The following is a 12,030-nucleotide window of genomic DNA, read 5'->3' on the forward strand; positions in this document are numbered from 1 at the left end:
ACCGGGGCGTTGCGGACCCCGATGGTCGCCACGGAAGAAGTCTCGCGTTCACCCACAACAAGAGCAAGACCGGTTGAATAGACCATGAATTCCCACCCCGGATCGAGAGGTCAGAGCCATGATCCGCGTCGCCACCCTGAACGTCTGGGGCAGACAGGGCCCCTGGCCGTCCCGCCTGGCCCTGATCCGCCAAGAACTCACCGACCTCAGCCCGGACGTCATCGGCCTCCAGGAAGTCTGGCGCCACGAGGGCCGCTGCCAGGCAGAAGAAATAGCCGGCGACCTAGGCTACGAAATCGCCTACGCCCCCGCCTTCACCGCCGAAGACGGCCGCATCCAGGGCAACGCCATCCTGACCCGCCTCCCCATCACCGCCCAGCACCACATCCCCCTCCCCGTGGCCGGCCACGAGCCGAGAGCCCTCCTCTACGTCCAGGCCAGCGACCTCCCCGTCTACGTCACCCACCTGAACTGGCAACCCGGCCACAGCGCCATCCGCCAGGAGCAGGCCCGCTTCATCACCGCCCACATGGCCGGTCCCCCCGCGGTCCTGCTGGGCGACTTCAACGCCACTCCCGGCTCGCCAGAGATCACCTACCTGAGCGGGCTCTTCACCGACGCGTGGACCGCCGCGGGCGACGGCACGCCGGGCGACACGTTCTCGCGGGACAACGCCTTCGTCAGCCAGTACGCCGACGAGCCCACCAGACGCCTGGACTACATCTTCACCAGCGCCGTGCCGCTCCGGACCTGGCTGACCTTCACCACCCCGCACAACAACATCTGGCCCTCAGACCACTACGGCCTGGCCTGCGACCTGACCCTCACATAAGTGTGCTGCCACCCCTCGGCCAGGGCCTTGCGCGGGTAATACCCGTTATGCCGTTGCTGCCGGCGCCCAAATACCCGAGGCCAACGAAGAGCGCAAAGCAAGAACCACGACGTCAGGACGCGACGCGGCTCCCGACAATCAGCCTGAGGCGCAAAGGATGGGCCGCGGCGCAGCTTGACGTCGCCGCCCATGAACGCGTCCACCCGCCAGAATCAGCTCGCGAAGACCCTCAAAGATGACCCCTTCCGGCAGAAGTTGATCATCGCGCTTGCCATCGCTTGGGACAAGCCGAGCATGGGCCGGAAGTTGTCGGAGTCTTCTGCGAAGATCCCCCTGATTCAGGTCTTCAGGAATGGCGGGATCATACGCGGCGCGACTCGTTTTTCACCTGGCCACTTCGCCCAAGAAGCCCTGGCCAGTGCGAGCGATCACCTGCGATGACCCCATGGATAAGGAGAACAACACATGGGGAACTTCTACGACTACTACCGGGCCCCGGACAGGGATGCCGCCGTGGTCAGACCAGATATGCCTCGCGCGATCGACAATTCCGTGCGCCACGCGCCCGTGTTCGATTCCGTGGACGCGAAGTGGATTGACCCGCAGATCATCCTCGGGCAGCTCATCGCATTCGTCAGGGACGTTCCGTTCACCTTGGATCTGGTGTCGACCGCGGTCCTCTACCCTCCCCCCGAGGGCGCGCCCAGGACTGTCGAAGAGCTGGATGCGCTCCCCGAAAGCTCGCCTTACCGGGAAGGGCCCGAAATCGACGAACTCACTTCCGATGTCCGCGACACGCTGGCCGGAATACCCGATGAGCGTCTGGCGGAGCTGGGGCAGCAGTGGGCACAGGTCGAGGAGTTCATCGGCACACCTGACCCTGAATACCTGGCCACTCTGATCGAGGAGCTGAGGGGTCTCGCGCGACGAGCACAGGACGAACAGCAAATGATCTACTGCTGGATGTCGATCTAGCGTCTCTCGCCTGCTCGGGGCGCGGCCCTCGCGGTCTGGGCATACACACTGTGGCGTTACGGAAAGTAGCTGATCGATCGCATTGAGTGAAGGCTTGTGGAGTCCATCCCAACGACAGAAGGGAAGCTTCATGCGCCCGATCCCCCTCATGCTGGTGGCCGCCGCCGCGACGCTCGCGTTCGTCGGCACCGGTCCCGCCTTCGCCGCACCAGGCGTCGTGTTCCTCCACTCGCCGAGCGGCGCGCAAAAGACCGTCGAGAACCCTCAGCCCCACGTGTGTCACGTAGGCACCGGCGCCGGCTCCTTGGTGCGCAATGCCACCGAGGGGACCATCCTGGTGTTCCCCGACTCCGCATGCCGGACCAGGATCTTCAACCCGGTCGAGCCCGGCGAAGTCCGGGTGGACAACGTCGGCAGCTTCATGGCGCTTGACTGACCGATGACGCCGGACCAGGCGGCCACGGTGAGGGCGGCCGCCTGGTCCGGTTGTGCCGTGTTACTGGTGCTGAGCTTCAAGGCGCGTGCCATCGAGCCGGGCGATAGCGTGACCGGAACGCGGCGGAGCGAAGCGGAGCACCTTTGTCCGGGGCGGGATCCAACTGCCCAAGCACTTAGGCGGGCAGCGGGCGGGCCCCAGACAGAACGCGCGGAGCGAAGCGGAGCACCTTTGCCCGGGGCGGGCCTCGGGCAGGGCGCGCGGAGCGTAGCGGAGTTTCTTTTGGGTTAGATTTCGCAGTTGGTTTCGGTGTCCGGGTCGGGGCCGCCGTCGCAGTCGTCGGCTGCTCCGGTGCCGCCGTCCAGGTGGTCGGTGCCGTAGCTGCCGCGTAGCGTGTCGTTGCCTGCTCCGGCCTCCATGGTGTCGCTACCCGTTCCGCCGTTCAGGGTGTCTGTCACTGGGCCGCCGTACAGGGTGTCGTTGCCGCTGCCGCCGGTCACCGTGTTCGCTCCCGGGCCGCCGTACACCGTGTCGTGGCCGGCGTCGCCGTACAGGATGTCGTTGTCCCAGTCGCCGAAGACCTCGTCGTCGCCGGAGCCTCCGGACACGGTGTCGTTGCCCTTCACGCCGCTGACGAAGTCGTTGCCCAGTCCGCCGTAGATGCTGTCGTTGCCGTCCCAGCCCATGATGGTGTCGTCGCCCGCGCCGCCGCTCAGCACGTTGGCGGCTGCCGTACCCTCCAGGAGATCGTTGCCTGAGCCGCCTGTGACGTTCTCGATGCCGGGCAGGCCGTCGTTCTCTCCTGGTTCGCCGCATGGGCACGCTGTCAGCTTCACCGTCACCGCGGCTGCTCGGGAGGCGTAGCTGACGGTGTCGGTGCCCAAGCCGCCGTCGATGGTGTGACGGCCCGGCCCGGAATGGATGACGTCATTGCCCGTGCCGCCGCTCACCAGCGAGCCGATGCTCCCCGGGTATCCGTACGCCACGTCGTTTCCGGCTCCGAGGCCGATCAGGGCATGGTTGGGGCCGGTCGGGTTGACGATGTCGTCCAGGTCGCCGACGTCGATGATGAGCTGGCCGCTGAACGTGGCGGCGGCGGTGCATTCGACGAGTGTCAGGTCGGCCGGGTCGGGGTGGGCGCAGCCGTTCAGCGGAGTGATGGGGACGATGTCGTCCACGAGGTAGGTGTCGGCGTCCGGTGCGGTGAAGGTCACATGGTTGACCTGTCCGGGCGCGGCCTTGTACTCGAGCTCGCCGGACATGACCCGGGCGAAGGTGTCCGCGCCAGAAGCACCGAACGTGGCGGAGGTGCCGGACGTGGCGGAGGTGCCGGAAGCGACGGAGGTGGCTGCGGCGGGGGTCGCGGGCGAGGCTCCGAACGCGACGAGAAGGGCCGCCGTGGCGGCCATGGCTAACTTGCTGGCTGGTCTCATGGTCGGACTGTGCGCCCGTCCCATTGCTCCGGACTTGCAGCCTGCTGACAGTTAGGGCGGATGCCCGATACCGCCGGAAGCCCGGGAAATCTAGCGTTTTGACCTGCAAGAATTCCCGCTTCGAGGAGCGACATGAACACCGCGATAGCCGTCCAAGGGCTTCACAAGAGCTTCGGCAAGGCGCCCGCGCTGGACGCGCTCGACCTGACCGTCCACACCGGTGAGGTGCACGGCTTCCTTGGCCCGAACGGCTCAGGAAAGTCGACGACGATCCGGATCCTGCTCGGGCTGATGCGGGCCGACTCCGGCTCCGTACGCCTGCTGGGCGGCGACCCCTGGAAGGACGCGGCCGAGCTGCACCGGCGGCTGGCGTACGTGCCGGGCGACGTGAGCCTGTGGCCGTCGCTGACCGGCGGCGAGGTGATCGACCTGCTGGGCCGGATCCGGGGCGGCCAGGACCGTACGCGGCGCGCGGAGCTGCTGGAACGCTTCGAGCTTGACCCGCGCAAGAAGGCCAGGACGTACTCCAAGGGCAACCGGCAGAAGGTGGCCCTGGTGGCCGCGTTCGCCTCCGACGCCGAGCTGCTCATCCTGGACGAGCCCACCTCCGGCCTGGACCCGCTGATGGAGGCGGTCTTCCAGCAGTGCGTGGCCGAGCAGAAGGCGCTGGGCCGCACGGTGCTGCTGTCGTCGCACATCCTGTCGGAGGTGGAGGCGTTGTGCGATCGCGTGAGCATCATTCGCGCCGGCCACACGGTCGAATCGGGCACTCTGTCCGAACTTCGCCACCTCACCATGACCCAGATTTCCGCCGAAATTTCGGGGAAAATCCCGGCGCTCCCCACCGCCCGCAACCTCACCACCAACGGCCGGAAGATCAGCTTCCAGGTCGACGACCAGGACCTCGACACGACCATGCTGACCCTCGCCCAGTCCGGCATCGTCAGCCTGACCAGCACCCCACCCTCCCTCGAAGACCTTTTCATGCGCCACTACGCGGCCGAAAAATCCGGCCACTCCGCGGCCGGGAAGGGCAGCCACTCCGCGGCCGAGAATTCCAGCCACTCCGTGGCAGGAAAGGGCAACCACTCCGTGGCAGAGAAGGACAACCACTCCGCGGCAGGAAAGAGCAGCCACCCCGCAGCCGGGAAGGGCAACTGACCATGCACGGCACCTGGACCCTCATCAAGCTCGTCATCCGCCGCGAACGCCTCATCACCCCCGCCTGGATCCTCCTGCTGGCGATCCTCGCCGCCGGCCAGGCCAACCGGTACGCCCAGACCTTCCAAACGCCCCAGTCCATAGCCGACTTCGCCCGCGAGATGACCGCCAACAAGGCGCTGACCGCCTTCGCCGGCGAGGTCTACTCCCCCTCGATCGCCGGCATGGCCGTCTGGAAGAACGCCGACGCCATCTACACGATCCTCGCCCTGATCGCGATCCTCACCGTGATCAGGCACACCAGGGGCGAGGAGGAGTCCGGCCGCGCCGAACTGGTCGGGGCCGGAGTGATCGGCCGCCTGGCTCCGCTGACGGCGGCGCTCGCCGTCACCGCCACCTCCATGCTGCTGGCGGGCATCGTCACCGCGTTCTCCATGATCAAGCTCGGTTTCGACGTCACCGGCTCGCTCGCCTTCGGCGCCGCCATCACGGGCGTCGGGCTCGTCTTCACCGGCGTGGGCGCGCTGGCCGCCCAGTTCACCGAGGGCGCCAGGACCGCGATCGGCCTGGCGGCCATGGGTCTCGGCCTGTCGTACCTGCTGCGTTTCGTCGCCGACGGCGGCGCGGGCGACGCGGTGAAGTGGGCCTCCCCGCAGGGCTGGTCGCACCTGGTCCAGCCGTACGCCGCCAACGACCTGGCCGCGCTCCTGCCCAGCCTGGCCCTCTCGCTGGCCACGATGGCGGCCGCGTACCGGCTCAACGCCCGCCGCGATCTCGGCCACGGCATCCTGGCCCAGCGTCCCGGCCCGGCGCACGCGCGCCGGCTGTCCTCCCCACTGGCCCTGGCCTGGCGTCTGCACAAGGGGCTGCTGACCGGCTGGAGCATCGGCTACGCCGTCGCCGGTCTGGTGCTCGGCGCCCTGGCCCTGTCGATCCCCGAAGTCTCCCGCCAGGGCGCCTCGGTCGAGGAGTTCCTGCGCCGCTACACCGCCTCCCCCGAGGCCGGCATGACCGACGCGTACCTGTGGCTGATCAGCCTCTCGCTCGGCTACGTCGCCGCCCTCTACCCCCTGCTCGCCCTGCTACGGCTGCGCGCCGAGGAGACCACCGGCCGCGCCGAACTCCTGCTGGCCCACCCCGTGGGCCGCCTGCGCTGGGCCTGGAGCCACCTGGTGTTCGCGCTGGCCGGGCCGGTCGTCATCCTGGGCCTCGCGGGCCTGGCGATGGGCGTGGCCGTCGGCGACCCGCTGTCGGTGCTGCCCGGCACGCTGGTGCAGGTCCCGGCCGTCTGGGTGCTGGCCGGGGTGGGTGTGCTGGCCTTCGGGGTGCTGCCCAAGGCGGCGGCCGCGATCAGCTGGGCCGCGTTCCTGTTCGTCAACCTCTTCGGCGAGGTGCTCGGCCCGATCATCGGGATCGACTACTGGATCGCCAAGTACTTCGTCCCGTTCCCCAACCTGCCGATGGTCCTGTCGGGCGAGAACTTCAGCGCCGTTCCCCTCCTGATCATGACCGCGCTCACCGCGGCGCTCACCGCCGCGGGGCTGACCGCCCTCAACCGCAGGGCCCTGGTCTGAGTACGTCAGGACTCCAGGTAGGCCAGAACCGCCAGCACCCGGCGGTTCTGGTCGTCGCTGGGCGGCAGCCCGAGCTTGGCGAAGATGCTGGACGTGTGCTTGCCGATCGCCTTCTCTGTGACCACGAGCCGGGCGGCGATGGCATGGTTGGACAGGCCTTCGGCCATCAGCCCCAGCACCTCCTGCTCCCGCGGCGTCAGGCCGGCCAGCGGCTCGTCCCGCCCGCGCCTGGTGAGGAGCTGGGCGATGACCTCGGCGTCCATGGCGGTGCCGCCGGCGGCGACCGTACGGACCGAGTCGACGAACTGCTCGACATCCCCGACCCGGTCCTTCAGCAGATAGCCCACGCCACCGGATCGGTCGGACAGAAGCTCGTGGGCGTAGAGCTGCTCCACGTACTGCGACAGGATCAGCACCGGCAGCCCCGGCACCCGGCGGCGGGCCTCAAGGGCGATGCGCAGGCCCTCGTCGGTCTGGGTGGGCGGGAGCCGTACGTCGACGACGGCCACGTCGGGGCGGTGCTTGAGCAGGGCGGCGAGCAGCATCGGGCCGTTGTCGACCGCCTCGACCACCTCGAAACCGTGCGTGGACAGCAGGCGGATCAGGCCGTCCCGGAGGAGTGCGAGATCTTCCGCGATGACAACGCGCACGGCAACTCCATGGTCAGTTCTGTCGGCCCGCCGGCGGGGCTGGCCACGGTGAGGGTGCCGTCGAAGGCGGACAGGCGGCGTTCGATGCCGAGCAGGCCCGTACCGGCGGAAGGCCACGCGCCGCCCCGGCCGTCGTCGCGGACGGTGAGCCTGATTCGGTCGCCGGGGTAGCGCAGCCGTACCCACGCGCGGGTGGCCTGGCTGTGAGCGGCCACGTTGGAGAGGGCCTCGGCGGCGGCGAAGTACAGCGCGGACTCCACCGGCGCCTCGGGGCGGCCGGGCAGGTCGAGGTCGAGCTCGACCGGCACCGGGCAGAGCATCGCGGCGGCCCGGATCGCGCCGGTGAGGCCGCGGTCGGCGAGCACCGGAGGGTGGATGCCGCGGACGAGGCCCCGCAGGTCGTCCAGAGCTTGGGCGGCCGAGCGCCAGGCCTCCTCGACGAGTTCGCGGGTCAGGGCGGGGTCGGTGCTCTTCCTGGCCAGGCCGAGGTTCATGCGCATGGCGATGAGCCTGGCCTGGGCGCCGTCGTGCAGGTCGCGTTCGATCCTGCGCAGTTCGGCGGCCTGCGCGTCGACGGCGGCGGCACGGGAGGCGGTCAGCTCCCTGATGCGCCGCGCCTCGGGCGTCTCGCCGAGCAGCAGCAGCGCCAGATAGTCCTGGACGCGGAGGGAGGTGTAGGCGGTCAGCGCGCTGAGCAGGGTGATCGCGATGATCGACAGCGTGAACGCGATCGTCAGGTTCTTCGACGGGTACGGGGTGTAGACCCTCCAGATGACCCCGATCATCGAGAGCATGCTGCCGATCGCCAGGACGGTGCCGGGTCCCATCACCCCGTGCGCCGCCAGCCAGGCGATGACGCGCAGGTCGCCGGGGTCCGGCTCGCGTACCCGGCCCAGGGTGCGGGCGGCGCGCAGGATCGGGCGCGGCGCGAACGGCAGCGCGAGCAGCAGCGCCAGCGCCGCCACCCCGGTGAGCACGTTGAGCGCGGCGCGCACCGCCCAGCCCCGTCCGATCCTCTCCACCCCTGCAGTCTGCCCTCTCCCGGGCGGTGCGTCGGTAGGCCTAGGCCTACCCCCCGGAGGGGGAGTGCGCCCATGGCCTGCGCGTACGCGGCGCGCGAGCCTGGAGCGGTGATCGAGATACATGGGCTCACCATCAAGTACGGCGCCGCCGTCGCGGTCGACGAGCTGACCTTCGCCGTGAAACCCGGCCAGGTGACCGGGTTCCTGGGACCGAACGGCGCCGGAAAGTCGTCCACGATGCGCGCGGTGGTCGGCCTGGAGGCGCCGCACGCGGGCATCGCGCTGGTGGACGGCCGGCCGTACGGCATGACCGGCAGGCCGCTTGAGCAGGTCGGCGCGTTGCTGGACGCGTCCGCCGTGCACGGCGGGCGCACGGCGCGCGCGCACGTGGCGTGCGTGGCGCGCAGCAACGGCATCGGCGCCCGGCGGGTGGAGGAGGTGCTGGAGCTGGTGGGACTGGCGGGGGTCGCGGGGCGGCGGGTGGGCGGGTTCTCGCTCGGCATGCGGCAGCGGCTCGGCATCGCGGTGGCGCTGCTGGGCGATCCGGGGGTGCTGATGTTCGACGAGCCGGTCAACGGGCTGGACCCGGAGGGGATCCGGTGGATCCGCGGGGTGCTGCGCACGCTGGCCGGCGAGGGTCGCACGGTGCTGGTGTCCAGCCACTTGATGGGCGAGATGGAGAAGACGGCCGCGCACGTGGTGCTCATCGGGCGGGGCCGGCTGATCGAGGACGCCTCGATGGCCTCGCTGGTCGGGCGGTTCGGGTCGCTGGAGGACGCGTACATGGAGCTTACGGAGGCCAGCGTGGAGTTCGCGGCGGGGGGACGGGCATGATCGGGGACGCGATCGCGGCGGAATGGATGAAGTTCCGCACGCTGCGCTCGAACCATTGGCTGCTGGCGGCCTCGCTGCTGTCGGTGCTGATCAGCGTCGGGCTGGCGGCCATGGTGGTACGCGGCTTCGCCGGGCAGGAGGCGGCGGACCGGATGCGGTTCACCGGCATCGGCGACGGTCTCGGGCCGGGGTTGCAGGTGGCGCTTTTCGTCATGGGCGTGCTGGGCGCGCTGGCGGTGACCGCCGAATACTCCACCGGGCAGATCCGGACGAGCCTGACGGTGGTGCCGAAGCGGCACGTGCTGTTGCTGGCCAAGGTTCCGGTGCTGCTCGGGGTGGGGCTGGTGGCCGGGCAGGTGCTGGCGTTCTCCATGCACTACGGCGCGATGGCGATGCTGGGCGGGCACGCCGGGCACGTGCTCATGGACGGGCGCACGCTGGGCACGCCGCTGTCGGAGCCGGGCGTGCTGAGCGGCGTGCTGCTGTCGGGCGTGGCCATCGGGCTGGTGACGCTGGTCGGGCTGGGCATCGGGGCCGTGGTGCGCTCCACGGCCGGGACGCTGGTGGTCCTGATCATGATCGTGCTCGTGCTGCCGACCGCTGCCGCCACGCTGCCGCAGCCGTGGCAGGCGCGGGTCGGCTCGGTCATGCTCGACCGTCTCGTGGGCGACGGGCTGCTGCCGCCGGTCGCGGCGCTGGCGCTGCTGCTGGCCTACCCGGTCGCTGCGCTGAGCGCGGGTGCGGTCGCGATCGCGCTCAGGGGCAGAAGGACGCACCCGATGATCGCCGGGCTCGCCGCCACCGGCATCCTGCTGGCCACGGTCGTCGTGGCGCAGCCCGCGCAGGCGTCGGACTTCGCCTGGCGGCCTTGCAAGAAGGACATGGAGTGCGGGGCCGTACAGGTGCCCGTGGACTGGAACAAACCGCAGGGGCGAAAGATCACCCTCCCCCTGGTACGGCTGCCCGCCACCGGAGCCCACCGCCGGATCGGCACGCTCTTCGCCCTGCCCGGCGGCCCCGGTGGTTCCGGCATCGAGGACCTGGAGAAGAAGGGCGCGGCCTTCGCCCAGCTCCGTCAGCGTTTCGACGTGATCAGCTTCACCCCGCGCAACGGCCTGGACCTGGGCATCCTGTCCAAGGACTGCCTGCTGGGCGGTCCCTGGATCCGGCTGCCGTCCAACGAGGCGGAGTTCGACCGCCAGGCCGCGGTCAACCGGGCGGCGGCCGAGGAGTGCCGCGCCCGGGACCCCGAGCTGTTCGGCAACCTCGGTTCGGCCTCCGTGGCCAGGGACGTCGAGGCGATCAGGATCGCGCTGGGCGAGGAACGGCTCAGCTTCCTCGGCACCTCCTATGGCGGCGTCACCGCCACGAACTACGCCCGCCTGTTCCCCTCCCGGGTACGCGCCATGGTCCTCGACGGCGCGGTCAACCTGCTGAACCAGCGGCGCCTGCGCCACCAGGTGATGGAAGGGCAGCTCGTCAAGTTCGCCGCGTGGTGCGCGGGCACCACCGAGTGCGTGCTGAACGGCCAGGACGTGGCCAAGGCCTGGCGGGAGGTGGCCTCGGCGAAGCGCATCCCGGTCAGGGGCCGGCAGGTCTCCTACGACGGCTTCGACGTCCAGATCGCCGCCGGGCCCCACTTCATCTCTCCCGGCACCGACCACTTCCGCTGGAAGGAGCTGGCCAAGGCGATCGTGCTGGCCAGGGCGGGCGACGCGTCCGGCTTCGCCGACTACGTCAAGGCGGGCACCGGCAGCCTGAAACCGCCGTCGCCGGTCGGCATGAACATGACCCACTGCCTCGACGGCATCGGCTTCCGCGAATACGCCGACTTCACCGAAGCCAGAAGCCGCAACGAACGGCTGGCGCCCAGCTACCCGCAGCACGAGCTCTGGCACGGTCTCGCCTGCCCCGGCTGGCCCGAGCCGCCGGGTAACCCGCCCCAGCCGCTGCCGTCCACCGGCCTGCCGCCCCTGCTCGGCGCCGCGAGCTGGACCGAGCCTGACGTGGACCAACTGGTCAGGCAGGTGCCGGGCTCGGCGACGATCCGCTTCGACGGCCATGGCCACGGCCTCTACCTCAGCGCGGAGCCCTGCACGATCGGGCACGTCAACAGGTATCTGACCTGGCTGAAGCTGCCTCCGCCCGGGGCCGTCTGCCGGTCATGACCAGCGGCGCAGGAGCTCCCCCGCCTCGGCGAAGCCGGCGACGACCGCGGCGGCGGGGCGCTCCTCGCGCACCATGCCGGCCGACTGGCCGGCGTAGATGCAGGCGGTGTCGTAGTCGCCGGCGGCGCGGGCCGTCCTCAGTTCCGCCGCCGCCTGCTCGTCCTCGGCCAGTTCGCGTTCGCGGCCGTGCCAGGTGTCGAAGAAGTGGTTGCGGAGGGCGCGGCCGCCGTACTCCCGGGGCCACGCGAGCCGCTGGGCCACGTCGAACACCCGCCCGTAGGCGGTGTCCTCCTCACCCGCTTCGAGAATCCGCCGCTTGGCCGGGGCGGACCCCCGCGCCTCCGTACAGGCCAGGAACGCCGTTCCCACCCAGGCTCCCTCGGCGCCCGCGGCCAGCACGGCGGCCAGTCCCCGCGCGCCCGCGATGCCTCCGGCGGCCAGCACGGGCACGCTCACCGCGTCCAGCACACTCTGCAGCAGCGGCAACGTGGCCACCGTGTCCCTGCCGTGCCCGCCGCCTTCGCCGCCACGCGCCACGACGGCGTCCACCCCGGCGCGCTCGGCCTCAACGGCTTCCCGCGTGGTGCCCGCCTGCGTCACGACGGTGATTCCCGCTGCCCGCAACGGCGCCACATACGGCGCGTAGTCCCCGAAACTCACCGACACCAGACTCGGCCGCGCCGCGATCACCGCGTCCACCTGCGCCGGGTTGCCGGGGAGCGTCCAGGCCATCAGGCCGATCCCGAACGGCAGGCCGCCCGCTCCCGCGATCACCGCCTGCTCCGCGATCCACTCCGGCGTGTCCGACGAGCCCACCCCGAACATCCCCAGGGCCCCGGCTCCGGACACGGCCGCGGCCAGCCGTCCCCCGCCCGCACCGGCCATCGGCGCCCCGACCAAGGGCACCTCCCGCCCGAACCGCTCGGTCACCCAGGTACGCATGCA

The 12,030-nt window shown here is 70.4% G+C and carries 12 protein-coding genes; 8 read left to right on the plus strand and 4 right to left on the minus strand.

What is annotated here, in order from left to right; all coding sequences use genetic code 11:
• Positions 1–118 precede the first annotated feature (118 nt).
• From ACIBI5_RS33050 to ACIBI5_RS33065, 4 genes are all read left to right on the plus strand, one after another.
• Positions 119–832, plus strand: coding sequence for an endonuclease/exonuclease/phosphatase family protein (locus tag ACIBI5_RS33050; protein WP_397252651.1), 714 nt, complete (start codon positions 119–121; stop codon positions 830–832).
• Between the two features lie 189 nt (positions 833–1,021).
• Positions 1,022–1,273 (plus strand): hypothetical protein, encoded by a 252-nt coding sequence (locus ACIBI5_RS33055; RefSeq protein WP_397252652.1) that lies wholly within the window; start codon positions 1,022–1,024, stop codon positions 1,271–1,273.
• A gap of 24 nt (positions 1,274–1,297) precedes the next feature.
• A complete protein-coding gene (locus ACIBI5_RS33060) occupies positions 1,298–1,807 on the plus strand; it encodes a hypothetical protein (RefSeq protein ID WP_397252653.1) in 510 nt (169 codons plus the stop codon).
• Positions 1,808–1,937: 130 nt separating this feature from the next.
• Complete coding sequence (locus tag ACIBI5_RS33065; protein WP_397252654.1) at positions 1,938–2,243, plus strand: hypothetical protein; 306 nt, start codon at positions 1,938–1,940, stop codon at positions 2,241–2,243.
• A gap of 287 nt (positions 2,244–2,530) precedes the next feature.
• On the opposite strand, the gene ACIBI5_RS33070 is transcribed toward ACIBI5_RS33065, so the two are convergent.
• Positions 2,531–3,676, minus strand: coding sequence for a calcium-binding protein (locus ACIBI5_RS33070; protein WP_397252655.1), 1,146 nt, complete (start codon positions 3,674–3,676; stop codon positions 2,531–2,533).
• Between the two features lie 132 nt (positions 3,677–3,808).
• Here ACIBI5_RS33070 and ACIBI5_RS33075 point away from each other — a divergent pair, with 132 nt between their 5' ends.
• Positions 3,809–4,837, plus strand: coding sequence for an ATP-binding cassette domain-containing protein (locus tag ACIBI5_RS33075; protein WP_397252656.1), 1,029 nt, complete (start codon positions 3,809–3,811; stop codon positions 4,835–4,837).
• A 2-nt stretch (positions 4,838–4,839) separates the two neighbouring features.
• On the plus strand, positions 4,840–6,411 hold the full coding sequence (locus tag ACIBI5_RS33080) for an ABC transporter permease (RefSeq protein WP_397252657.1): 1,572 nt from the start codon (positions 4,840–4,842) through the stop codon (positions 6,409–6,411).
• 5 nt (positions 6,412–6,416) lie between these two features.
• Here the strand turns inward: ACIBI5_RS33080 and ACIBI5_RS33085 are convergent, their stop codons facing one another.
• Positions 6,417–7,061, minus strand: coding sequence for a response regulator (locus ACIBI5_RS33085; protein WP_397252658.1), 645 nt, complete (start codon positions 7,059–7,061; stop codon positions 6,417–6,419).
• Entirely contained in the window at positions 7,013–8,083 is a 1,071-nt protein-coding gene (locus ACIBI5_RS33090; protein WP_397252659.1) for a sensor histidine kinase, read from the minus strand. The genes ACIBI5_RS33085 and ACIBI5_RS33090 overlap by 49 nt, the downstream gene beginning before the upstream one ends.
• A 108-nt stretch (positions 8,084–8,191) precedes the next feature.
• Between ACIBI5_RS33090 and ACIBI5_RS33095 the strand changes: the two genes are divergently transcribed.
• Positions 8,192–8,917, plus strand: a complete 726-nt coding sequence (locus ACIBI5_RS33095; RefSeq protein ID WP_397252660.1) for an ABC transporter ATP-binding protein — start codon at positions 8,192–8,194, stop codon at positions 8,915–8,917.
• Positions 8,914–11,085 carry an alpha/beta fold hydrolase gene (locus tag ACIBI5_RS33100; protein ID WP_397252661.1) on the plus strand — a complete coding sequence of 724 codons (2,172 nt, stop codon included), beginning with the start codon at positions 8,914–8,916 and terminating at the stop codon, positions 11,083–11,085. Before ACIBI5_RS33095 ends, ACIBI5_RS33100 begins: the two co-directional genes overlap by 4 nt.
• Here the strand turns inward: ACIBI5_RS33100 and ACIBI5_RS33105 are convergent.
• A complete protein-coding gene (locus tag ACIBI5_RS33105; RefSeq protein WP_397252662.1) occupies positions 11,080–12,027 on the minus strand; it encodes an NAD(P)H-dependent flavin oxidoreductase in 948 nt (315 codons plus the stop codon). The two genes, ACIBI5_RS33100 and ACIBI5_RS33105, sit on opposite strands and share 6 nt — an antisense overlap.
• Between the last annotated feature and the right edge of the window lie 3 nt (positions 12,028–12,030).

Origin of the sequence: Nonomuraea sp. NPDC050540 (genome assembly GCF_044457485.1) — a bacterium.
GTDB lineage: Bacteria > Actinomycetota > Actinomycetes > Streptosporangiales > Streptosporangiaceae > Nonomuraea.